This window comes from Nocardia sp. NBC_00508, from assembly GCF_036346875.1.
Taxonomy (GTDB): domain Bacteria; phylum Actinomycetota; class Actinomycetes; order Mycobacteriales; family Mycobacteriaceae; genus Nocardia.
Genome location: NZ_CP107852.1, coordinates 6,880,133 through 6,903,521 on the forward strand (window position 1 = coordinate 6,880,133; position 23,389 = coordinate 6,903,521).

The window sequence follows — 23,389 nt, forward strand, 5'->3', positions numbered from 1 at the left end:
TTTCCACGTGCGACTCAGAGCGCCGGGATAGCACGGACCAGGCGGACGGCGTTCATGTTGCCCGGCTCATCACGTGCTGTTCTCCGATGTCATTCCCCACCCGACCGTAATGTTGATAGTCAGGACCGTTCGGCGGCGCGGTCACTCTCGATATCACGGTCGCCGGTGCGAGGAGGCTCTTCCATGGTGATTTCGCTGCCCGACGACAGCGGCGCGGAGCTCCAGTTCATCCGTATGGCGCTCGGGTGGGATCCGGTCCGGCGGCGCGGTTTCGGTATGCGGGACCGGGATATCGATCTCAACGCCTCCGCCTTGGTGTTCGCCGCCGACAGAATCATGGATGTTGTCTATCACGAGCAGCTCATCTCCAGGGATGGCGCGGTACGGCATCTCGGCGACAGTACGACAGGCGAAGGCAAAGGCGACAACGAGGTGATCACCGTGGATCTCACGCGCCTATCCGAACAGGCCACCAGCATGATCTTTCTCGTAACCTCATACTCCGGACAACCTTTCGGCCAAATCGACAACGCGTTCTGTCGTATGGTCGACGGTGCCTCCGACACAGAGATCGCTCGATACGATCTGAGCGCGCACGGGGAAAACACCGGCATGGTGATGGGACGGGTGCTTCGCACGAGCGGCGGCTGGCAATTCGAGTCGATCTGCGAGGGCATCCGGGCCCAGCACCCTGTCGAGGCAGTGCCTCAGTTGGCAGCTTTCTTGGCCTAGCCTCAATACCAGTGACTTAATGTTTCGGTCTGCGAGACGCCTTCCTGGCCGCCGGGGTGGTCGAGGTGGTGCGCCAGTGTGGCGCGATGGTTATGGCATCGGTCGGATTCTGTTGTCGTGGGAAGGGTTTGCGGTGCTTGTCGCGTTTGACCTTGAACCTGGACATCTGGTGGCGGAGCGCGATTCGTTATCCGGCTGCCGGTCGCGTCGATGTGAACCACGTTCGGCCTCGGCTCCGGATCGCGAGTAGCCTGCATTCCGCAGTGTGGGGCAGCGTTGACCGCAGTCCGATCCCATCTCGCATCTGGCCGAGCATCGGCAACCGGGTCCCGGACGCCCTCGGGCCACCACCATCAGGGGCGTGCCGGGTGCGGCATCGGCGCACCGCTGGATGTCATGTCACCGACGGGGATTCGAGCTGTTCACCGCGCTATGACGATCTTGCCGCGGGCGTGCCCCTGCTCCAGGTAGCGGATGGCAGCGGGCAGTTCGTCCAAGGGGTAGCTGCGGTCGATGACTGGGGTCACCTCGCCCGCCTCGATGACATCCCGGAGCATCACCAGATCCGCCGCGTTCGGAGCGACCGTGAGGCTCGTCAAGCGCTGGCTCACGAATGGAGACATCAGGCGAGCGGCGAGCAGGCGATCCACAGCGCCGATCCAGCGGCCGTCGGAGTCGCCGCCGGCCAGCACCAGCGTGCCGCCGGGGGTGAGTACACGCAGGTAGTGCCACGGGGCGCGGGTTCCGGACAACTGGAAGACGATGTCATAGCGTTGCCCGCCGCGGGTGAAATCTACTCGGGTGTAGTCGATGACGTGGTCCGCGCCGAGGGATCGAACCAGCTCGACATTTCCGGTGCCGCACACACCGGTCACCTCGGCGCCCCAGTGCTTGGCGAGTTGCACGGCGAATGTGCCGACACCGCCCGCCGCGCCGACGATCAGCACGTGTTGGCGCGGACCGATCCGCCCGTGATCACGCAGTCCCTGCAGGGCCGTGGTCGCGGCCAATGGTACGGCCGCGGCCTGCTCGAAGGAGAGGTTCTCCGGTTTGGGTGCCAGGAGATCTTCTGGCACACAGACGTATTCGGCGAAGGTACCGAAGCCGCGCAGGAACGGGCTTCCGAATACCTTGTCTCCGGGCCGAAATCCGGTGACGTTCGCGCCGACCGCTTCCACCTGCCCTGCCACATCGCAGCCGGGCACTGTGTTGTTCGGTCGCCGCAGTCCCACCTGCAAGCGGGCGATGTAGGGAATGCCTCTGATCAAGTGCCAGTCGGCGGGGTTCACCGATGTCGCGTGCACGCGGACCAGTACCGAGTTGTCCTCCGGCGTCGGAGCGTCGATGTCACGGAGTTCGAGAACATCGTCCGGTGCACCGTATTCGTCGTGAACGATCGCTTTCATGCGTTCCTTACCTTCCTAGGGATTGTCGAGCCATTGATCGCGCGCTTCCGATCACCGGGAGGGCGCTGTACAGCGGAAATAGCCAGGGGCCGAAGCGGTTTCGGTGGGGAGCGTCAGCTGCGCTCGGTGACCGGCAGCGGCGCAGTGCGGGGTAGCGGCTCGGTATCGTGCTTGCGCGCTCGCGGTAGCAGCGCGTCGAGCCGGCGGGGCATCCACCAGTTGGCCGGGCCCAGCAATGCCATGGTGGCGGGTACCAGCACCATCCGGACGATCGTCGCGTCCAGCACGATCGCGGCGGCCAGCCCCAGACCCATCATCTTCACCAGTGGCGACGGGCTCGCGACGAAGCCGAGGAACACTGCGGTCATGATCAGCGCGGCGGATGTGATCACGCGGCCTGTGCCCGCCAACCCGCGCGCGACCGACTCGGCATTGTCGCCGGTGGCGTCGAATTCCTCGCGGATACGCGAGAGCAGGAACACTTCGTAGTCCATGGACAGGCCGAAGAGGATGGCGAAAAGCATCATCGGCATCGGTGAGGGGACCGGATAGGTTCTTTCCAGACCGAATACGGCGGCGAACCAGCCCCACTGGAACACCGCGACCACGATGCCGTAGGCGCCGCCGATCGACAGCAGGTTCATCACCGCCGCCTTCAGCGGTATCGCGAGGGAGCGGAACACCACCATCAGCAGCAGGAACGACGCGGCCAGGATCGCGGCGACGAAGACCGGCAGGGCTTCGTCCAGCCGTTCGGTGAGATCGTCGGTCATGGCCGTCAGGCCCGATATGGCGACGTTGTCCGGGAGGAGGTCGCGGATGCGCTGCAGGGTGTCCGACGTCGCCGCGTCCGCAGGAGCGGTGGCGGGTATCGCCGACAGCACGATCGTGTCCCCGGCGGGCGAGGTCCGGGGCACGCCCACCGACACAATCCCGTGGTCGGCGGCAATGCGCTCGGCCAGGGCAGGGATGTTCCCGGCATCGACTCCTGTGCTGCGCAGATCGGCGACCAGCAACAGCGGGCCGTTGAAGCCCGGCCCGAAACCCTCGGCCAGCAGGTCGTAGGCGCGGCGGTGGGTGGTGTTCGTCGAGTCGTCACCAGCGTCCGGGAAGCCGGTATACATGCTGAAGGCCGGGGCGGCAAGCGCCAGGAGAACCGCTGCGGCGACGACCAGATACGGCCACGGCCGCCCGGCGATCCGGTGGGCGAAGCGCCACCACCCTGTGCCGGTCGGCTGCTCGGCGGGGCGATTGCGGCCGAGCAGGCGCCCCGCCTCGATACGGTCGCCCAGCAGTGACAGCAGCGCAGGCAACAACGTGAGTGCGGTCGCGACGGCAAGCAGTACCACCAGCGAGGTGCTGAGGCCGATCGAGGTCAGGAATCCGACACCGGTCAGCACGAGGGCGGTCATGGCCACGACGACGGTGCCGCCCGCGAACAGCACAGCAGAGCCCGCGGATCCCATCGCGTTGGACAGAGCTGCCGCGTTGTCCTGGCCTGCGGCGCGGTTCTCGCGGTAGCGGGCCACGATGAACAGGGCGTAGTCGATGCCGACACCAAGGCCGATCATCGCGCCGATCGTCGGTGCCGCCGAGGAGATGTCCAGGGCGGCGGCCAGTACTACGATGCCACCGACTCCGGCGGCAACCGTGATCAGGGCCAGCGCTATCGGAAGTAGTGCGGCCACGATGGTGCCGAATGCGACAACCAGCACGATCAGCGCGGCCAGCACACCGGCGGCCTCCGCACCCGAGGTCTCGGTATCGGAGTTGATGAACGCCGCCTCACCACCGAGTTCCGCCGCGAGGCCGGCGTCCCGTGCCGGCGCCATCGCCGCGAAGAGCGCGGCCAGTGTTTCCGGCCCCAGATCGGTCGACGGCAGATCGAAGGTGATTTCGGCGAATCCGATCCGCCCGTCGGAGGAGACTGTGCCCGTGGTGAACGGGTCGGCCGCCGCGGCAACGTGGTCCACGTCGGCGATCTGGGCGACCGCGGCATCGACGGCGGATCGGTGCCGGTCGAGCCGCTCCCCCGGCGGCGCGGCGAAAACAGCCATGGCGCTGCCGTCGGCCGCTTCGGGGAAGCGTTGCTCGAGCAGTTCCATCGCCTTTTCGCTCTGGCTGCCCGGCGCGACGAAGTCGTCGATGAACGCGCCGCCCGCAGTCCCGGCCAGGGTCAGCACGAGGGCGACGGCTGCCACCCAGGCAGCGATGGTGGCCCATGGTCGGCGGGCACTGACGTCGCCGATGCGGCGGGTGAGTCGGTTCATGATCACGGGCTCCTGGGCGTTGGCCGCCGGTTGTTCCGAAGGCACTTGCTGGACAACGGGTTCCATCGTGGGCGGCAGGCACCTGCGCGGTCGCCCGCCGCCAGGGGATTCGCTTGCCCCCCGTGCGTCGGGTTGTCATGCCGCGGTCCTCCTCCTAGCGGCGGAGGCGGTATCCGCACGCAGTGTGATGACCGCCCGTCCCGGTGTGGCCTACCGTTGCCTGGTGCGCATCGACTCATCTCGCAACACCAGCCGTCCGGTCTCGGGGCGATGACCGACCGCGCTGCGCTCCGGTCCTCGCGTGCGCCGCACCGCGCGCCGGCGGGGTTCCGGGGTCCGTTCACCCGCTGGCCACGCATCTCGGACGCGATCCTCGCGGTCACGATGTTCCTGCTGGCCGTGCACATCGTGGACGCGCCCGGTGACGCCATCGCCTTCCGCTCGATCGGATCCGTACCGGTCGCCGTGCTGCTGGTCTTCGCCGCAGCGGGCGCGGCGCTGTGCTGGCGCCGCCGCGCACCCCTACCGGTCCTGGCGGCGGCACTGCTGGCCTGGCTGGTCGTGGCGTCGAGTACCGACTATCCCGACTTCGGAGGCATGGCGCTCGTCGCGCTGTACAGCGCGGGGCGCTATTCCGGCGAGCTGAGATGGGGCTATGCCGGTGTCGCGGGTGCCTTTGTCGTAGTCACCGTCGATGGCTTGCTCGCGCACTCCGCCTGGGCGGAGATCATCGCCGGTCTCGTCGCCATGGAACTGGCGTGGTACATCGGCCGCCGGGTGCGTCTGCGCGCCGCACGCGCCGAGCGGCTGCGCCGGGAACTAGCCGACGAGGAACACCGAATCCGCACCGAGGAACGTACCCGCATCGCCCGCGAACTCCACGATGTGGTCGCCCACCGAGTGAGCATGATGACGGTGCAGGCGGGAGCTGCCAAGGTCGTGGCCACCCACGACCCCGAAGCGGCCCACCAGGCGATGGCCGCGGTCGAGGACGCCGGGCGCCAAGCGCTGGACGAACTGCGCCATCTGCTGGGAGTGCTGCGGCCGGACCTCGATCATGACGGGCTCGGTCCGCAACCCGGCCTTTCCGACCTTCCCGGTCTCGTCGAGGAGGTGCGCCGGGCGGGCCTCGATATCTCGGTAACGACCAACAACGTCCGAGCCCCCCTGGCGGCTCGCGTGGAACTGTCGGCCTATCGCATCGTGCAGGAAGCGCTGACCAACGTGCTCAAGCACAGCGGCCCGCGGACCCGGACCGAAGTGCACCTGCGCGGCACCCCGTGTGGCCAGGGCATCACGATTGAAGTGCTCGATGATGGCCGCGGTACACGACCTGGGCCGAGTATCGACAAGCGCCCGGCTGGTCACGGGATCATCGGCATGCGCGAACGGGCCCTACTGTTGGGTGGCAGCCTCGAAGCGGGGCCACGACCCGGCGGTGGTTTCCGAGTGCTCGCCGAACTACCCACAGGAGGGGCGCAGTCGTGAGTTCCATGAGACCACTCGCGCCGGAACATACCCCGGCATGAGTGTCCGCGTCATCGTCGTCGACGATCAAGCACTCGTCCGCACCGGCTTCACGATGGTGCTGCAGATCCATCCCGACATCGAGGTAGTAGCCGAGGCCGGGACCGGACTCGAGGCGATCGAGGCGGCGCACCGGCATCGTCCGGACGTGATCCTGATGGACATCCGCATGCCCGAAATGGACGGACTCGAGGCGACCGCCACAATCATGGCGGAGGCGGATTGGGACGTCCGGGTGCTGATCCTGACCACATTCGACCCCGACGAATACGTCTACCGGGCACTGCGGGCCGGCGCCAGCGCCTTCGTACTCAAAGACATGCCCGCCGACCAACTGGCCGCGGCCGTGCGCACCGTGGCCGACGGTGGGGCGCTGCTCGCGCCCTCGATCACTCGCCGCTTGATCGGCCGGTTCGCACGTCGTCTCACCGTCGACACCGCCGTCGCAGGCCGCCTGCAACGGCTCAGCGACCGGGAACGCGACGTCATGGTCGCCGTCGCGCGCGGAGCCAGCAACGCCGAGATCGCCGCGCAACTGTTCATCGGAGCCGCGACGGTCAAATCCCACGTCTCGAGCATCCTCACCAAACTCGGCCTGCGCGACCGCGCCCAGATCGTCGTCTTCGCCTACGAGAGCGGCCTGGTCGAAGCAGGCGACAACAGCATCGGTCATTGACCACCCGGAAGCCTTCATCCGGCCACCAGCGTTGGATCTTCTTGTGGTTGACTACCCACCTGGTCAGGTTGATTGGCGGGGTCGTGCTCGAGGCACATCGACGTGACCGAACCCCGACGGCGACACCTACCGCGTCGACCTCGACGACGACCCGATCACACCACACCTGATCAGAAAGCCCGAGCGCCCACGACCGGTGGCGCAGCGTCTCGCCCGGATAGTGCCCGCGAAGGTGCGGCGCCGGGCGTCGGCCTGGTGCACCGAGGTGTCCGCCGTCTTCCGGTAGTCCTCGTGACCATCCGGATCCAGCCACACCCGAACTCTCGATCATGCAGTGGCACTTCGGCTACCCAGCCTCCTGGAAGGAGCGTCTGCTCATGCCCTATCACACCGAGTGATTCGACCAGCTTCTCCATACGACGGGTAGAGACGCCGAGCAGGTAGCAGGTTGCCACGACCGAGGTCAGGGCGCGTTCGGCGCGTTTGCGGCGCTCGAGCAGCCAGTCCGGGAAGTAACTGCCCGACCGCAGCTTGGGGATCGCGACGTCGATCGTGCCGACACGAGTGTCGAAGTCGCGGTAGCCGTTTCGGCTGTTGACCCGCTCTTCGGAGCGTTCGCCGTATCCGGCGCCACACATCGCGCCGGCTTCGGCGCTCATCATCGCCTGGATGAACGTGGACATCATGTCGCGCAGCAGATCCGGGCTCGCGACGGCGAGTTGTTCCGACAACATCTTGGACGGGTCGATAGGCTGGACAGCGGTCATCGCGTGAAACTTTCTTCCTTCAGTGACTTGGTAGGTCTGTTGAAGGATCACGCGGTGACCACCCTCTATCCGGCTACGACACGCCCAAACATTGCTGGCGTCTGGTCGTACACCATCCTGCTGGACTCAACCCTCGCCCTGGCCGTCGGCAGCGAAAGCCATTGCCGCAAAGGGTGACTCACCGACTCCGGCGAAGACATGATCGCTTTCACACTACCCGGGATCCGGCGTCTACTGATCGCCCTCGTCCTGCCCTGCCGCGAGGACCCCGGCCACGTCTGGGCGTGGTCGCGATGGCGCCGCCGCCGACAACACCAAGCCCGCCTATCCCACTACCGACGCCGAGGCCATCGACTCACCTGAGTGTCGTTGCAGTATTAAGTAGCCGATGAGCGTGCTTTTGCCGCCCGGCACCAGCGCCACCGCCGCACACTCGGATGCGCCAACGCGCCCACCAGTAGGTGCGCTTTCCCGGCGGCCTATTGGATCGACACTGTGGTGTTGTGGAACGCGGCGATCCACCATTTCCCGTCCCGTTCGATCGTGACGACCGTGCCGTGATTACTGAATGCCCGATCCGGGGTCGTCGTGTCTTGCCGGACATGAACGACGGCCACGTCAGAGCTCAGTTGGTTTACGGAGAGAATCGAAATATCGGTCGACCAGTCTACGACCGCGTGGGCCAGACGTTCTGTGTGGTACGCGAACAGTTCGTCCCATCCACGGACCATCCGGCCGTCGGGGGCGACGAGAACCGCATCGGCAGCGAACCGGGCGTCGAGGAGTTCTGCGTCTTTGCGGTTGAAGCCTTCCACAATTCCGGCGATCAGTTCCTGTAACTGCTCGGCATCGGTCTCATCGGCCACAGCGCTGAATGCACTGGGTCGGTCGGACATCTTCACTCCATTCGTCGTGATTTCGGGTGGGTGCGCTCTGGTGTCACAGAGCATTGAGAAAAGCGAGTATTGCGTCATTGACCTCGGCGGGCCGTTCCTGTTGGGTCCAGTGACCACATCCGGGCAGCACGACGGCCGACTTCAAGTTGGGCACCAGGGGCGAGGTTCCCGCGATCAATTCGTGTGCACCGGGCAGCGCCGCGGCAGTATCTCGGTCCCCGGCGATGTAAAGGGCGGGCGGTTGTACCACGGCGCCCTGCCAGGCCGCAGTGAGCGCCCAATTCCGGTCGACATTGCGAAACCAGTTCAGTGCACCCGTGAATCCTGTGCGTGCGAAATCCGCTGCGTAGACTCCGATATCGTCTTCGGACAGCCATTCCGGTAGCTGCTTCGGCTCGGGCCAGGTGTCCAGAAGTCCGCCGCCGTACGGTATGACCGGATTCCACGGATAGCCTTCACCCGACGCACCGTGTAGCGCTCGACGCACTGTGGTGTGCGGGTCTTGCGCCAGCTCTCGATCGGCGACCCCGGGGCGCTGGAAGTATGCGATGTAGAAGTTGTCCCCTACGGCCGCCCGCATCGTCGTCAGCGGAGGGACCGCAGGCCTGGGTCCCTGGGGCGCCCCGAGCGCCACCACCGCCCGGATCCGATCCGGCCGCATCAAGGCACTGTGCCAGGCCACCCCCGCGCCCCAGTCATGGCCGACTACTACCGCCTGCTGTTCCCCCAATGCGTCGATCAGGCAGATGACGTCACCGACAGTGTGCAGAATCGTGTAGTCCTTAACGGCCTCCGGCCGGTCGGTCTCCCCATATCCGCGCTGATCGGGTGCCACGGCCCGATACCCCGCAGCGGCTAGAGCCACCAGTTGGTGGCGCCACGAATACCACGACTCCGGGAAGCCGTGCAGCAGCACCACCAGCGGCCCCGTCCCCGCTTCGGCGATGTGCATACGAATGGTGCCGACCTGCAGGTATCTGTGCACTATCTCGGGCACCGGTTCTCCTCTTCATTCCAAAATCCCTCGGCTACAAAACGGCTTGGTTCTTCGGTCCTGGGCTCCATCCGCGTGACCGGGTCGGTGATCGGGAGGTCGCGTCTGCGACCGGACATCCGCACGCAGCGGCGCCAAGGCATCGGCCCACGTGATGATTTGATCGAGCATGCGTCGCAAGACGGGCTCGTGGTGCTCCGCCGGTGCGAAGTCGGCGCCGTCGATGAAGTCCGTGAACACCGACAAGGCGATCTGATCACGCACGTCGGCGATGTGCAGCTCCGCCATTATCAACCGCAACTGTTCGACAGCCCTGGTGGCGCCGAGCAGGCCATATCCGACGAAGCCCGCGGATTTGTTCCGCCACCCGGCATACAAGAAGTCGATCGCGTTCTTCAGCACACCCGGGATCGCGTGGTTGTATTCCGGTGTCACGAAGACATACCCGTCGTACGCGGCGATCGTTTCCGACCATCGCCGCGTGTGCTGCTTGGCGTAGTCCGACCCCATGGCGGCAGGCACCTGCTCATCGAGATGCGGTAGGTCATAGTCGGCCAAGTCGATGAGATCAACGGTCGCGTCGGTCCGTTGGGACGCCAGCTTGTACACCCATTCGGCGACCATCGGTCCTCGCCGGCCCGGCCGGGTGCTTCCGATGATGACGGCTATTCGGGTCATGGCATATCCCTTCCAAGTCACGTAACCGTTGATCGTTGGAGTTCCAACGATATCAAACATTCGTTGGGTATCCAACGAATGTGGTAGCTTTCCTGCGTGGACGAGCCGACACCCGACCCGGCGCCCTACCCACCGGCGCGGTTGCGGGGATTGACATCGTGGCTGCTGAACCACGCCGCCGCCCGGTCCAAGCGTGTGGTCGCCGCCAAGGCCGGTCACCGCCCAGGCGTGCGGATGCGATACGCCATCCTCGCCGGCCTCACCGAGTACGGCCCGCTCAGCCAGGCCGAACTGTGCCGCAGACTGGGAATCGATCGCGGCGATGCCGTATCGGCGCTCAACAGCATGGAACGCGAGGGAGTCACCCGCCGCATCCCCGACCCGACGGACGGCCGACGCAATATCGTCGAAATCACCTCGACAGGCACCAAGGTCCTGCTCGAACTCGATGCTGTCGTCAACGCGGCCCAGAACGAACTGCTACGCAACCTGACCGAACAGGAACAAGCCCAACTCAATGCATTGCTGCTGAGACTGATTGATGTCCCTGCAGAAGGCCCGAACTGATGCGCGTGCCACGACGTAGCGGCCATGGACCCTGTTCGGAGTGCGGGACAACATACTGAAATGAACCGTCCTGGATCCGGTCGAGACTCAGGTGCAACCACTCTCACCATGGCCTCTCCAGTCATAGGGTGAACATCGTGGATTGGGTTGTGCAGTCGGGTTCGGGTATCCGGGTCGAGTGGGGCCAGGCCGGCGCCCGAGCGCTGGGCCCGCATAGCGCGGCGCTGGTGGTAGTCGATGTGTTGTCGTTCACCACAGCCGTATCGGTAGCAGTCGGCGCCGGGACCGCGGTGCTTCCCTACCCGTGGCGGGACGGCGGTGCGGAGGAATTCGCGGCACTCAGCACCGACGTCCGGACCAGCTTGGCACTCTCCGGCACTGAACGAATCGTTGATATCGGTTGCGGCACAGGACAATTCCTGCGCACTGTCCGAGACAGTGGGCACCGCGGCTGTCTCGTCGGAACCGATATCCACCCCGCCGCCGTCGCTGCGGTCACCGCGCTCGACACCCTGCACGCCTTCCAAGCCGATGCACTGCATTTGCCGTTTCCAGACGCCGATTTCGATCGCGCGACCGCGATGCACTTGCTGTACTACCTGTCCGATCCGGCGGCGGGCCTGGCGGAAATGCATCGGGTGACCCGCCCCGGAGGCAGGGTCGCTGTCACCCTCAACCAGACGGCCACCGCGCCCCGGTTGCGGGCCCTCGTCGCCGAACACGCCGCCCGGCACGGGTTCGCGACGCGCCCGGCGACGCAGATATGGGCCAGTGCACCGACCACGGCTACGCCATTGGACGTTGATTCCGCCGCCGAGTTGATGCGCATCGAGTTCGGGCATGCCACCGTGTGGCGGCGCGACAACGCCCTGCTCTTTCCTACCCCCGGGAGCGTGCTCCGGTATGCGGACGTGCTCGCCCGATTCGCGTGCGGTGTCCCCGAGGACTCACCGCACCGTCAGCAGATCGCGCACAGCATCGGCGGCGAGGTACGCGACTGGTTCGCCCGCCACGGCGGACCGTGGCGCGACCCGAAGGGCTACACAGTGTTGACCGCCCACACCTAGCGCGGGGTCGCCGCCGGACCGACCTGGCTCCAGTCGAAGCCGAGCTCGCCCTTGTCGGCGATGATCTGCTCCCACCATGCGCGGTGCTCGACATACCAGGCGACGGTCTCGGCGATCCCGCTCGCGAAGTCATGGGTCGGTGCCCAACCCAGCTGCGACTCGATCTTGTCCGGATTGATCAGATACCGGCGATCGTGGTTCGGCCGATCCGGGATGTGCTCGATCCACTCGTCCGGACTCAGCCCGAGTGCGGTGACCACCATCGCGGCGATGTCGATATTGGTGACCTCGAACCGGGCGGACACATCGAAGATCGGCAGCAGCCCCGGGTCGGTCGCCGCCGCGGCCGGGATCGGGTCGAGCTCGGCATGCAGCACCCGATGCACCGCGGCACAGTGGTCGGCCACGTGCAGCCAGTCCCGGCTCTGCAACCCGTCGCCGTAGACCGGCACCTTCTTCCCGCGCAGCACATTCGTCACAGCGAGGGGGATCAACTTCTCCGGCAGCTGGAACGGGCCATAGTTGTTGGCGCAGTGCGTCATCCGAATATTCATCTCCGGATAGGTCTGCATGTAGGCGCGCACCATCTGATCCCCGGCCGCCTTCGCCGCCGAATACGGCGTTTTCGCGTTCAACGCCGACCGCTCGGTGAACCACTTGTCCCCGACCGCCAACTCCCCGTACACCTCGATCGTCGACACGTGCACATGCGAACGAACCGGCACCAGACGGCTGCACTCCGCCATCACCTGCGCGCCGAGGGCATTGCTGCGCATGAACGACGACGGACCCAGAATCGCGCGATCGTTATGCGACTCCGCCGCGAAATTCACCACGAAATCCGGCCGGTGCCGACGGTAGAGGGCCTCCATCACCTCGAGGTCGGCGATATCGGCCTTCTCGAACACGATGCGGTCGATCACCGCGTCAAGGTTCGCCAGATTGCCAGCGAAGCCGATGTAGTCCACCACCACCACCTGGGCGTCCGGCTCCCACTCCAGCAGGTGGTGCACATAGTTCGCGCCAATGAAGCCCGCGGCGCCGGTCACGAGGTAGACGGACATGGCTGCCCAGCCTAGCCCAGACCCGCCCCAAGATGAGAGTGAGCAGGTTGCGCACTCCGAGTCAACCGGCGCTCAAACACCAACACGGCCTCCAACTCCGTTGGTCAGTTCGGAAGAGAGGATCCGAGACCCCGCTGGCGTCTACCGCCCGAAGCAGATGGCGGACGTTGCTGACCAGCTGCGTGTCGCGGCCGTCTGCAGTTGGTCCCGAATACGCACGGCCACCCCCCAATCGGCCACACGCCGATCTTGTACGTCAGGCAGTCGAGACGGCTGAGCGCGATGATTTCGCCGGTCACGTCCACGTGGTAAAGGCGCTCGCCGAGGAACAGAACCCGGACGAAGTCATGCTCAGCTGGACGGCCGAGCGCGCATGACCTCGCCGTGGGAATCCCTCGCCCGGCAATGCCGCTGGCTGGCCGACCTCGCCGACCGCTACACCACGCCGACCCCGCCGCCCTCGCGCCCACCGGCGACACAGACGATCGGCGCGACGCCGACCTCGATACCCGTGTCTTGGCCATCCGCTCGGTCGTGGCGGCCTGTCGCCGGTACGCCACCTGGCAGGCCACAGGGTTGCGCCGCCGCCGAATCGCCCGCCAACGGGGCGGCAGCCGACAAGCAGCCAGCCGGACGCTCGTCCGCCCCGACCGACCCCGATGACCGGTTGTTCGACGCGCTTAATGCGCAGCAGGTCGGGAGCCGGGTAGCGCAGATTACTGGGGCGACGGTCCGCAAGTGCGCCACCGTATCGAGGATATCCGGCAGTCCTCCGCGAGCGTGGCACTGTTCCCGGGAGTACATCCCCCAGACCCTGCACCAGTGGCTGGACGAGCAGATGGACGCCCGCGACGAGGCCACCAAACCGGGCCTGCGCCATGGTGGAAAAGAACCTCGAAACTGGAATCTCGTTCATGAGCAGTCGCGGCCTCCTGCACTTCGACACCCACTTCGGGAACATCCTGACCGACGGTCGGCGCCTCTATTTCGCGGACTACGGCCTCGCAACTTCTACCCGGTTCGGGCTGTCGCAGCAGGAGGTCATCTTTCTTCGATCGGCATCAAGCCTATGACGGCTGCTACTCGGTCGCCTACCTGTGAAGAGCCGTCAACCGAAAGTGACTGTGCTGCAAGGTAATGCGATGCGTTCAGGGGTTTCGAGACACGCGCCGAAACGCTGCTTCGTAGGTGCAGAGTATCACGGCGATTTCCCCGGATCACAATATCCGCCGACGGATATTGCGCGAAACGCAGAGGCGGGCCTGGTGATTGGCCGCGATTCACGCTCGGTTGGATTCAGCCCAGCTATCGCGTGGGCGACTTGTCGATGACTCTGCTTAACGTTGCTTAAACGAATCACCACCTTTTATCGTCTTTGCTGAGCAAGACCTTCGGCCGAAAGGACCTGAGATGGTGAACCGGCAGCGACCGGGAGCGAAAATCGGCAATCAGCGGTTACGCCGCGTTTCGGCCGCCGACGTCGCCGGTGCGGCCGGAGTGTCGTGCGCGGCGGTTTCCTACGTGATGAACGGCAAGCCGGGCGTTTCGGAAGCCACCCGCAAGCGGGTGCTGGAGCTGGCCGACGAACTCGGTTTCAAGCCGAATGCCCTTGCCGCCAGCCTCCGCCGCGGGCATAGCAACGTCATCGGGCTGGTACTCGCAGACATCGCCAACCCCTTCTACCCTGAGCTTGCCGCCGGCGTCACAGACGCTGCTCATGCTTCTGGATACGAGGTTTTGCTCGGGCACACCAAGGACGATCCGGACACACTGCGACGGTTGGTCGGCGTGATGATCGAGCGTCAGGTAGATGGCGTTGTCCTCACCGCGTTGCGCCGTGACGATGCGGAGGCCATCCGGGAGCTGCGCCGCGCCCACATCCCTTACGTCCAACTGTCTCGCCGCATTCCGCAAGTAGCCGGTGACTATGTGGGTATCGACGACGCTGCGGCCGCTCGCGAACTGATGAATCACGTGGTCGGACACGGGTATCCGACTATCGCCGTCGTCGTCGGGCCGCGGGCATCCAGCGCGTCCGCCGCCCGCGAGAAGGTCTTCGCAGAGGTTGCCCGCGAGCGCGGCATGCGTCTGCCCGCAGCCTGGCGGATCAGCACACAGCTCAGCGAGGCCGGCGGACGTGCCGCGGCCGAGCACCTGTTCGGGTTACCCGAGCAGCCCGCAGCGGTGGTATGCGGTAGCGACGCCATCGCGCTCGGCGTGATGGCGGCCGCGCTCGGATCGGGCCTCCGTATTCCCGACGACCTCGCGGTAACCGGCTTCGACGGGCTTCCGCTCGCGACGTCTCCGCTGGTCGACCTCACCACGGTGACCCAGCCCCGGCAGCAGATGGCGCGCGGCTCGGTGGCGCTGCTGCTTCGCCGCATCGAGGCCGCGCCACGAAAGTACACCGCCACTATCTGCCGTCATCAGCTCCGGATCGGCCGGACCTGCGGCTGCGTACGAAAGGAGCCCTACGATGGCTGACACACCTGGCCGCCGGATCGCGCTGGTCACCGGCGCGGGACGCGGTATCGGGCAGGCGATCTGCGCCGCGCTCGCGGCGCGCGGCGACACCGTTGTGGCTGCCGACATCGATGGTGACCTGGCGGCCGCGACGGCACGCGAGGCAGGCAACGGCAGCATCGGGATCGAACTCGATGTCGGCGACCGCGCCGCGGTCGACGACGTCGTCGAAGACACAGAGGATCGTGTCGGTCCGATCGCCATCCTGGTCAACAACGCTGGCATCAACCGAGACGCGATGCTGCACAAGATGACCGACGACCAGTGGCATGCCGTGCTCGCGGTCGATCTGTCCGCCGTGTTCTACACGGTTCGCGCAGTCGGCCGCCACATGCGCCAACACGGATACGGCCGCATCGTGAACATCTCGTCTGCCTCATGGATGGGCAATATCGGCCAGACCAACTACGCCGCCGCCAAGGCGGGTGTCGTCGGCCTGACTCGCTCCGTTGCCAAGGAACTGGCTCGGTTTCACATCACCGCGAACGCGGTGTGCCCCGGCTTCATCGACACGGACATGACTCGTGGTCTTCCCGCTGAGATCTATCGGGCCCAGCTGGACAGGATCCCACTCGGGCGCGCCGGTGTTCCCCAGGACGTCGCCGAGGTCGTGGCCTTCTTGTCCAGCGACTCCGCCGAGTACGTCACCGGCGAGGTCATCGCGGTGGGCGGCGGCTACACGCTATGAGCCCACGCATCGTCACCGCCGAGCAAGCCGCGGATCTCATCCTTGAGGGCTCCACTGTTGCCGTCGACGGATTCACCATGATGGGTGTCGCCGAGGAGGTGTACGCGGCAATCGAGCGTTCGTTCCTCGAGTCCGGCCGCCCACACGGACTGACCCTGGTGCACGCATCGGGGCAGGCCAACCGGGCTGCTGGTCTCGACCACTTCGCGCACCGCGGCCTTGTCGCCCGCGTCGTCGGATCGCACTGGGGTCTTGCGCCGCGGATGAGCGCCTTGCTCGGCGGGGACGAAGTACCCGGTGTGTGCCTTCCTCAGGGGCAGTTGTCGACGCTGTACCGCGCTATAGCCGCCGGGCGGCCCGGCAACCTGAGCACCGTCGGCATCGCGACCTTTGTGGACCCACGTGTCGACGGTGGCCGGATCAATCATTCCGCTCGCGGCATGATCGCGCCGAATACGTACGTGGATGTCGTCACCTTGGATGGCCGGGATTACCTGCGCTACAAGTCGTTCCCGATCGATGTCGGGATTCTCCGGGCCTCGGCGGTCGACGAGGCAGGCAATGCCAGCCAGTCCGAGGAGGCTTCGGGCCTGGACGCCCTTTCCCTTGCCCAGGCGGTGCGTAACAGCGGAGGGTTCGTGATCTGCCAGGCCAAACAGGTCGTGCCAAGGGGCGCGATCGCTGCGCGTGAGGTCAGCGTGCCCGGGACGCTGATCGACTACATCGTCCCGGTGGACGACGTCGATACCGGTCACCGCCAGACGGATTCCGCGACGCTGGACCGCGCGCTGGTCTCCGGGTTCGCCACTGTCGATGAGCTATCGGCGGCGCTGTCGTCCACGCCGGTGACCCGCGAGCGGGCGCGGGTCGGCGAACGGGGTGCGCGGCTCGTCGAACCCGGCGATGTGATCAACGTCGGGACGGGAATCCCCGGCGACACCATCGGTGGCGCGCTTGCCAGGGCCGGCCTGCTCGATCAGGTGACGATGACCATCGAGTCGGGTGTCTACGACGGACTACCACTCGGCGGTACGGATTTCGGTGCCGCCAGGAACCCCAGTGCCATTATCGGGCACGCGGCGCAGTTCGACTTCTACAACGGCGGTGGCGCGGATATCGCCTTCATGGGTGCGGGGCAGGTCAGCGGCACCGGCGATGTCAACGTCTCCGTGCTCGGTGGCCGAGTGATCGGATGCGGCGGGTTCATCGACATCCTGGACGGCGCCCGCCGCATCTGTTTCCTGCTCTCCGCGGGCGGGCGCAACCGGAAGTTCGTCGATCACGTCGATCACACGACCTTCAGCGGGCAGGCCGCGCTGGCCAAGGACCAGCAGGTGTATCTCGCCACCGAGGACGTCACGTTGCGGCTGACCGCGGCCGGGTGGGTCGTGCACGACCTGGATCCGTCCGTCGGAACAGGCGATGTCCTGCGCAACATTCCGATCCTCACCGACTCACTCGAGCGTTCGTCCGAATCCAAGGAGTAATGATGTTCACCCCCCCTGTCGTGGTTGCCGGTGCCCGAACTCCGGTGGGTAGCTACAGCGGCGCGCTGGCCGACGTGCCGGCACACCAACTCGGCGCGACCGCAGTCCGCGGCGCGACCGACCGTGCCGGCATCCAGGTGGATGAGGTCGACGAGTTCGTCATCGGCTGTGTCGGGCAGGTCGGCCCGGATGCCTTCAACGCCCGGCGGGTCGCCCTCGCTGCCGGGGCGCGTGCGGGTTCGACCGCGATGAACGTCAACCGGCTGTGCGGATCGGGGCTGCAGTCCATCATTTCCGCGGCGCTGGAGTTGCAAGGCGGCGATGCCGCGATCGCGGTGGCCGGAGGGAACGAGAACATGTCTCGCCAACCATTTCTGGATTTTCAAGCGAGGGACGGGTACCGCCTCGCCGACCATCTGCTCGTAGACGGCACCCGGTCACTGGTCACCGATCCATGGGGCCAGTATCCGATGGGCGTGACCGCGGAACGAGTCGCCGACCGGTTCGGTGTAAACCGAAGGGAGCAGGACGAATTCGCCGCCGAAAGCCAGCGCCGGGCCGGTGCCGCACTCGAAGCCGGGCTGGTCGAAGGCGAGATCGTTCCGGTCACCGTGGCCGGGCGGAGGAGCGCACGGGTCGTCGCCGACGACGAACACCCGCGGCCGGGCACCACGGTGGAGAAACTGGCGAATCTGCGGGCAGCATTCGCCGACGACGGCACGGTGACCGCAGGCAATTCTTCGGGAATCAACGATGGCGCCGCAGCTGTCGTCATGACAACGGCCGCCGTCGCGCGGGACCGAAGGCTGCCGGTCCTCGGCGAGCTGGTTGCCTTCTCGAAAGTCGGAGTGGAGCCCGAGATCATGGGCTACGCGCCGACCACAGCAATCGGGCGCGTGCTCCAAAAGTCCGGGCTGACCCTCTCCGACATCGGCTGGATCGAGCTCAACGAGGCATTCGCCGCGCAAGCTGTCGCCGTCATCCGCGACGCCGAACTCGATCCCGCACTTGTCAATCCGCTGGGCGGAGCTATCGCCTGGGGGCATCCGATCGGTGCCACGGGCGCAATCCTCACCATACGGCTCCTGAAAAACCTGCGGCGTACCGGAAAAGAGCACGGTCTCGTGACCATGTGCATCGGCGGCGGCCAAGCCCTCGCCGCCATTTTTCGCGTCGGCTGACCGCCGATTTCTCTTTTCCACATCACTGATCTCGAGAGGGGATGGCAAGGATGCCAGGCCCGACACCAGAAAATCACTTCGTCTCTATCATCGACGAACACCCGATAACCCTGCGGCAGAAGAAGATTGTCGCGGCGGCCGTGCTGGCCGACATGATGGAATTCTTCGACTACTTCCTCCTCGGATTCATTCTGTCGATCATCACCTCCACGTGGGACCTCACCTTCGGCCAGACGGCGGTCATCCTGCTCACCTCCGGCGTGGGTTTCCTCGTCGGCGCGGTGCTGTGCGGATACATCGCGGACCGTATCGGGAGGCGCAAGGTCTTCATGTGGACGGTGGTCACGTTCTCGGTAGCGACAGGAGCCATGGCGCTGGTTCCCGAGGGTGGATGGCTGTTTCTGTCGCTGCTGCGCTTCGTCGTCGGATGCGGGGTCGGCGGCCTGTACGCGGTGGACCTTCCTCTCGTTCAGGAATTCGTCCCGGCCAGGCGCCGCGGTCAGCTCGGTGGGTTGGTGACCATGTTCATCCCGGCGGGACTGCTTCTCGGGAGTTTGTCGACCGCGCTCCTCGGCGACACGCTCGGGTGGCGGGGTCTGGTGCTCATCGGACTGCTGCCCGCATTGCTCTCGCTGTACATCCGCAAGGTCGTCCCCGAGTCGCCGAGGTGGCTGATGAGCCAGGGACGCGCGGAGCAGGCGCGGGAGTCGATCGCGTGGGCCGTCGAGCTGGCTCCCGAGGACGTCGAGTTGCCACCGGCGGAGCAGACCGCAAGGCCGCGCTGGCGAGAGCTTTTCCATTACCCACATGCGCTCACCGTGAGCTGGCTGACCAACCTGACCATCACCACAGCGGCCTACGGCGTATTGTTCTGGGGTCCTTCGCTGTTGGTGCTCACCCTCGGCATTACCCCGGCCCGCGCCGCCTTTCTCTTCATCTTCATGAGCGTGGCAAGTCTGGCGGGCCGAGCCTTGTTCGCTTACCTTTCCGAGCGGATCGGCCGCCGGATGTCCGGGGTCCTGCTGGGCACGGCGTCGACACCGTTCTTCATCGCCGCCGCGTTCGGCTCGACCGAGCCGACCCTCTGGGGTGTCTCGCTGTTCTACCTCATGATGCTGGGCGCCTTCTTCTTCGCCGACGGCGGATTCGCCATCGTCGGCCCGTATGCCGCGGAGGTCTGGCCGACGCGGCTGCGCGCGTCGGGGATGGGTTCGGCGCTCGGTGTGGGCAGCCTCGGCCGCATCGGCGGTCCGATGCTGCTGGCGTTGATCGCGGGCTCCGGCAACCTGGTGACCCCCATGGCCACAACGGACGCCATCACACCGGCGTTCCTGTTGTTCGCGGCCTGCACAGCCGGCGCGGCCGTGGTCTTCGCCGTCTTCGGAATCGAGACGAAGGGCCGCACCATCGATGAAATCGACGCGGGTCTGCGCCGAGGACCACGCCGACTCGCCACGGCCGCGCCGATCGGATCGGAGGCGGTCGAATGACCGCCACGGTCGCGGTTGTCACCGGTGCCGGGCGTGGCCTCGGCAGGGAGATCGCGCTCCGGCTCGCACGCTCGCACACCGTCGTACTCGCCGGGCGCGACCCGGATGCTCTGCACGAGTCACGTCGGCTCATCGAAAGGCACGGCGGCCGCGCGTTCGAAACGCGGGCCGATGTCCGGCTGACGAGTGACGTCGACGCCCTCCGGGACGAGGTCGAAGAACGAGTCGGACCGGCAACCGTCCTGGTCAACAACAGCGGTGTCGGAGGACCGGTAGGCGACCTATGGACCATCGCTCCCGAGGCGTGGGAGGAGACATTCGCGGTAAACGTGCTCGGCACATTCCTGTGCTGCCGAGCGTTCCTGCCGGGCATGATCGCGCAGCACCGCGGGTCGATCATCAACATCGGTTCCATCACCGGAAAGCATCCGCTGCTCGGCCGCACGGCCTATGCGGCGAGCAAGACAGCCCTGATCGGCCTCACCCGAACCTTGGCCGCGGAGACCGGTCCGCACGGCATCAGGGTGAATCTCGTATCGCCCGGCTACGTGGCCGGCGCGCGGCTCGACTGGGTTTTCGAAAACCGTTCGGCCGTCGAGATGCGGCCGGAACAGGAAGTACGTGACGAAGTGGTCGGCTCCATCCCGTTACGCAGGCTGGTGTCGGCGGCCGAGGTTGCCGCCGTGGTCTCGTTCCTGGCTTCGGCCGATTCGGCAGCAATCACCGGACAAGACATCAACGTCGCCGCCGGCTTTGTCATGCATTGAGTGACATGCACGAACGAAAGGACATCACGATGATGAACCCGAGACTGGACATCCTGCTGCCGGGCTTTCCGATCGGAACGGATCAAGGTCATCCCGCATTCTGCGGCGTCTTCCTCATCGAAGGGCAGGACACCGAAGGGGCGACCGAGCGAATCCTGGTCGATGCCGCGCACGTCGGCCGCAGGCCGATCCTGAATAACGCCCTGGCCGAACGAGGCTTGACGCCCGGCGACATCGACAAGGTCGTGTTGACGCACTCCCACTGGGACCACGTCCAGAACATCGACATGTTCCCTAACGCAACGGTGTTGATACATCGCGATGAGCGCAGATACGCCCACATGCCACATGCGAACGACTGGGCGACGCCGTCGTGGACGGGGCTCGTGCTCGAGCAGCTCCCGATCGAGGAAGTCGCCGACGGCTACGAGATCATTCCCGGTGTCCGGGTCGTCGAGATGTGCGGTCACTCGATCGGCAGCATCGGCGTGCTGATCGAGACCGAGCACGGTCGGGCCGCGATCACCGGCGACGCACTGCACTTCGCATATGTCGCACAGACCAAGCGCAACCCCCTGGTCTTCTGGGACGAGGACAAGGCCAACCAGAGTATCGAGCGAATACTCGATCTCGCGGACGTCATCTACCCCGGCCACGATCGGCCGTTCCGACTCACCTCGGCGAACGAGATCGAATACACGCGAGAACACCGGCTCACCGTGACCGGAATGAACCCCGACATGTCGTCGCTCGCTTTCGACCGAGACCCGGAGTGGCCCGTCTGGGTGATGCCGGGTGTCGACGTACAGCCCGAGAGATTCCAACGGGCCCAGGACCGGATCGATCAGCGAATCCAGAACGTCCGGCGGGTCGCCGTCGGTGTCTCCGAGATCGAATTCGACTGACGGCGTGGGTCACTCGGCGGCAGCGAGGGCTGCCGTCGTGGCGTTGGTGAGGCGCGCGACGTAGCCGTTATCGACCGATCCTCGGGTGATCAGGAGCCGGAGCAGATCTCCGGGGACGGCACACCCTCACGCTCACCCCTGACCGCACCGGGATCGCACTGGACCCGCCGCGTCCGGTCGCGTCCCCGATGGAGAATCAACTGGCCTTCAACGATTTCGCCGACAATATGGCGAGGGGCCCCCTCATCGGCACGATCATCGGCACCGTACTCGGCGCGCTGGTCGGTGCCGCCATCGGCCTCGGCTCCTGCCTCGTCGTGGGGCCGGGCTGTCTCGCCACCACCCCCGCCGCCATCCTCGCGTTCGCCGGCGCCGGTGGCGTCGTCGGCACGCTCGTCCTCGGCGGAGCAGCCATGGCCGACGGTCTCTGGAAGTACGTCACCACCCTGCAGGCGCCGCCCGGCCAGAGCCCGTACGCACACCAAGACGGCATGCTCGATCCGAACGGCACCGGGGTTCCCGATGCCCGCCTGCGGCTACCGAGCGGATCAGCGGGCGGGCTCGAGAGCGGCTCATCGGGCTGACCCAGGCACACGACTTCGGGTCGTCGTCACCGTAGGTGCGGCGCATGTGGTTGCCGGGGGCGGTCCGCACCACTGTCATCGGGGCGACACCCGGTGTGCTGCGCGTATACGGAATCAGCTGGCCGCCGTAGAACTTCCGGTTGCAGAACTCGATGATGTCCGGATCGCACCGATAGTGTTCACGAAGCATCACCCGGGGCAACTGATCGCTGTAGCGTTCGATGACCGAGGACAGGATGCTGCGCCGGTACTCGAAGGCCGGATCGGGTGCCGGAGGAGGGGCGGTGCGGTCGTTCGTGACCGGCGGCAGCTGTTCCAGGTCGCCGACCACGATGAGGTTCCGCGCACATGCCAGGGCTGGATGGTGAAGAACTCCTGCCGGGATCGTCACTGGTAAAGGCCACATGGACAGCTTCCAGATCCGAACACGGTGCAGGAACCGATATACGTTCCAGGGGCGGGTCAGCTTTGCGTGTGGGCCAGGGGCTACCGATGCTGTTCGAGGTCGCCCACATCATCGAGGAATTCGCCTGTTGCCACCGGATGCGCAGCACTCTCCCGGACGGAACTCGCGACCCGGTACCTGCACCAGCTTCCGGAGGAACTCGGTCCCCGGGACCCGCGCTCCGAAACTCTACGCTCGCGCGCCCGAACCCGACCGCCTGCGCCGCCCACCGCAAATACCGACCCTGCCTGGGTCGACCCCTACCGTGACCATCTGCGCGCCCGCCGCGCCGCCGCCGACCCCGGGTCCCGGTCCTGCAACTGTTCGACGAGATCCAAGCCCTCGGCTACACCGGAGGACTCAACCTGCTCTACCGCTACATCAACCAGGGTCGCCTCAACAGCGACCGCATCACGCTCTCACCCAGACGTGTCGCCAGCTGGATTCTGACCCTGCCCGCCGATCTGCCCGACACTCGGCGCGCCCACCTCGAAGAGATCGCCACTGCTTGCCCGGAGATGACCGCGCCGGCCAGCCTGGTTCGCGAGTCCGCCCAGCTCATGACCGAACGTCACGGCGGCGACCTCGACAGCTGGATAAAGCAGGTCCGCGGAGCCGACCTGACTGAACTCCGTCCGTTCCTCACCGGCCTCGACCAGAACCACGACGCCGCGG

At 66.0% G+C, this 23,389-nt stretch carries 21 protein-coding genes and 1 pseudogene; 14 read left to right on the plus strand and 8 right to left on the minus strand.

What is annotated here, in order from left to right; translation table 11 throughout:
* The first annotated feature begins 183 nt into the window (after positions 1 to 183).
* A complete protein-coding gene (locus OHA40_RS30890; RefSeq protein WP_330230339.1) occupies positions 184 to 732 on the plus strand; it encodes a TerD family protein in 549 nt (182 codons plus the stop codon).
* Positions 733 to 1,154: 422 nt separating this feature from the next.
* Here OHA40_RS30890 and OHA40_RS30895 read toward each other — a convergent pair whose 3' ends face one another.
* Complete coding sequence (locus tag OHA40_RS30895) at positions 1,155 to 2,138, minus strand: NAD(P)-dependent alcohol dehydrogenase (protein WP_330230340.1); 984 nt, start codon at positions 2,136 to 2,138, stop codon at positions 1,155 to 1,157.
* A gap of 113 nt (positions 2,139 to 2,251) precedes the next feature.
* Entirely contained in the window at positions 2,252 to 4,408 is a 2,157-nt protein-coding gene (locus OHA40_RS30900; RefSeq protein ID WP_330230341.1) for an MMPL family transporter, read from the minus strand.
* A 270-nt stretch (positions 4,409 to 4,678) separates the two neighbouring features.
* On the opposite strand from OHA40_RS30900, the gene OHA40_RS30905 reads away from it, so the two are divergent.
* Positions 4,679 to 5,896: a sensor histidine kinase gene (locus OHA40_RS30905; protein ID WP_330230342.1), complete on the plus strand. Its 1,218-nt coding sequence runs from the start codon at positions 4,679 to 4,681 to the stop codon at positions 5,894 to 5,896.
* Positions 5,897 to 5,933: 37 nt separating this feature from the next.
* A complete protein-coding gene (locus OHA40_RS30910; RefSeq protein WP_330230343.1) occupies positions 5,934 to 6,611 on the plus strand; it encodes a response regulator transcription factor in 678 nt (225 codons plus the stop codon).
* A 386-nt stretch (positions 6,612 to 6,997) separates the two neighbouring features.
* Here the strand turns inward: OHA40_RS30910 and OHA40_RS30915 are convergent.
* A pseudogene (locus OHA40_RS30915) lies at positions 6,998 to 7,378 on the minus strand (transposase); the annotation flags it as partial.
* 54 nt (positions 7,379 to 7,432) lie between these two features.
* Here OHA40_RS30915 and OHA40_RS30920 point away from each other — a divergent pair.
* Complete coding sequence (locus OHA40_RS30920; RefSeq protein ID WP_330230344.1) at positions 7,433 to 7,555, plus strand: hypothetical protein; 123 nt, start codon at positions 7,433 to 7,435, stop codon at positions 7,553 to 7,555.
* Positions 7,556 to 7,857: 302 nt separating this feature from the next.
* Here the strand turns inward: OHA40_RS30920 and OHA40_RS30925 are convergent, their stop codons facing one another.
* The 3 genes from OHA40_RS30925 to OHA40_RS30935 are packed head-to-tail and all read right to left on the minus strand — an operon-like array spanning position 7,858 to position 9,946.
* Positions 7,858 to 8,274 (minus strand): SgcJ/EcaC family oxidoreductase, encoded by a 417-nt coding sequence (locus tag OHA40_RS30925; RefSeq protein WP_330230345.1) that lies wholly within the window; start codon positions 8,272 to 8,274, stop codon positions 7,858 to 7,860.
* Between the two features lie 43 nt (positions 8,275 to 8,317).
* Positions 8,318 to 9,271 carry an alpha/beta fold hydrolase gene (locus OHA40_RS30930; RefSeq protein WP_330230346.1) on the minus strand — a complete coding sequence of 318 codons (954 nt, stop codon included), beginning with the start codon at positions 9,269 to 9,271 and terminating at the stop codon, positions 8,318 to 8,320.
* Positions 9,272 to 9,283: 12 nt separating this feature from the next.
* The gene (locus OHA40_RS30935; RefSeq protein WP_330230347.1) at positions 9,284 to 9,946 is read right to left on the minus strand and encodes an NADPH-dependent FMN reductase; all 663 of its coding nucleotides are present in this window, start codon (positions 9,944 to 9,946) and stop codon (positions 9,284 to 9,286) included.
* 96 nt (positions 9,947 to 10,042) lie between these two features.
* On the opposite strand from OHA40_RS30935, the gene OHA40_RS30940 reads away from it, so the two are divergent.
* Together OHA40_RS30940 and OHA40_RS30945 are read left to right on the plus strand one after the other, a co-directional pair.
* Positions 10,043 to 10,513 (plus strand): MarR family winged helix-turn-helix transcriptional regulator, encoded by a 471-nt coding sequence (locus OHA40_RS30940; protein ID WP_330230348.1) that lies wholly within the window; start codon positions 10,043 to 10,045, stop codon positions 10,511 to 10,513.
* A gap of 137 nt (positions 10,514 to 10,650) precedes the next feature.
* Positions 10,651 to 11,580 (plus strand): class I SAM-dependent methyltransferase, encoded by a 930-nt coding sequence (locus OHA40_RS30945; RefSeq protein WP_330230349.1) that lies wholly within the window; start codon positions 10,651 to 10,653, stop codon positions 11,578 to 11,580.
* On the opposite strand, the gene OHA40_RS30950 is transcribed toward OHA40_RS30945, so the two are convergent.
* Positions 11,577 to 12,644 carry a dTDP-glucose 4,6-dehydratase gene (locus tag OHA40_RS30950; RefSeq protein WP_330230350.1) on the minus strand — a complete coding sequence of 356 codons (1,068 nt, stop codon included), beginning with the start codon at positions 12,642 to 12,644 and terminating at the stop codon, positions 11,577 to 11,579. The two genes, OHA40_RS30945 and OHA40_RS30950, sit on opposite strands and share 4 nt — an antisense overlap.
* A gap of 1,410 nt (positions 12,645 to 14,054) precedes the next feature.
* Between OHA40_RS30950 and OHA40_RS30955 the strand changes: the two genes are divergently transcribed.
* The 8 genes from OHA40_RS30955 to OHA40_RS30990 all read left to right on the plus strand — a co-directional run bounded on the left by OHA40_RS30955 (position 14,055) and on the right by OHA40_RS30990 (position 22,269).
* The gene (locus OHA40_RS30955; RefSeq protein ID WP_330230351.1) at positions 14,055 to 15,128 is read left to right on the plus strand and encodes a LacI family DNA-binding transcriptional regulator; all 1,074 of its coding nucleotides are present in this window, start codon (positions 14,055 to 14,057) and stop codon (positions 15,126 to 15,128) included.
* Positions 15,121 to 15,855: a 3-oxoacyl-ACP reductase FabG gene (gene fabG, locus OHA40_RS30960; protein ID WP_330230352.1), complete on the plus strand. Its 735-nt coding sequence runs from the start codon at positions 15,121 to 15,123 to the stop codon at positions 15,853 to 15,855. The genes OHA40_RS30955 and fabG overlap by 8 nt, the downstream gene beginning before the upstream one ends.
* A complete protein-coding gene (locus OHA40_RS30965) occupies positions 15,852 to 17,342 on the plus strand; it encodes a CoA-transferase (RefSeq protein WP_330230353.1) in 1,491 nt (496 codons plus the stop codon). Before fabG ends, OHA40_RS30965 begins: the two co-directional genes overlap by 4 nt.
* A complete protein-coding gene (locus tag OHA40_RS30970; RefSeq protein ID WP_330230354.1) occupies positions 17,342 to 18,523 on the plus strand; it encodes a thiolase family protein in 1,182 nt (393 codons plus the stop codon). Before OHA40_RS30965 ends, OHA40_RS30970 begins: the two co-directional genes overlap by 1 nt.
* 50 nt (positions 18,524 to 18,573) lie before the next feature.
* A complete protein-coding gene (locus OHA40_RS30975) occupies positions 18,574 to 20,013 on the plus strand; it encodes an MFS transporter (protein WP_330230355.1) in 1,440 nt (479 codons plus the stop codon).
* Positions 20,010 to 20,780 (plus strand): SDR family NAD(P)-dependent oxidoreductase, encoded by a 771-nt coding sequence (locus tag OHA40_RS30980; protein ID WP_330230356.1) that lies wholly within the window; start codon positions 20,010 to 20,012, stop codon positions 20,778 to 20,780. The genes OHA40_RS30975 and OHA40_RS30980 overlap by 4 nt, the downstream gene beginning before the upstream one ends.
* A gap of 29 nt (positions 20,781 to 20,809) precedes the next feature.
* Complete coding sequence (locus tag OHA40_RS30985) at positions 20,810 to 21,685, plus strand: MBL fold metallo-hydrolase (protein ID WP_330230357.1); 876 nt, start codon at positions 20,810 to 20,812, stop codon at positions 21,683 to 21,685.
* 188 nt (positions 21,686 to 21,873) lie between these two features.
* A complete protein-coding gene (locus tag OHA40_RS30990; protein WP_330230358.1) occupies positions 21,874 to 22,269 on the plus strand; it encodes a hypothetical protein in 396 nt (131 codons plus the stop codon).
* A gap of 864 nt (positions 22,270 to 23,133) precedes the next feature.
* Here OHA40_RS30990 and OHA40_RS30995 read toward each other — a convergent pair.
* Positions 23,134 to 23,379 (minus strand): hypothetical protein, encoded by a 246-nt coding sequence (locus OHA40_RS30995; RefSeq protein WP_330230359.1) that lies wholly within the window; start codon positions 23,377 to 23,379, stop codon positions 23,134 to 23,136.
* Between the last annotated feature and the right edge of the window lie 10 nt (positions 23,380 to 23,389).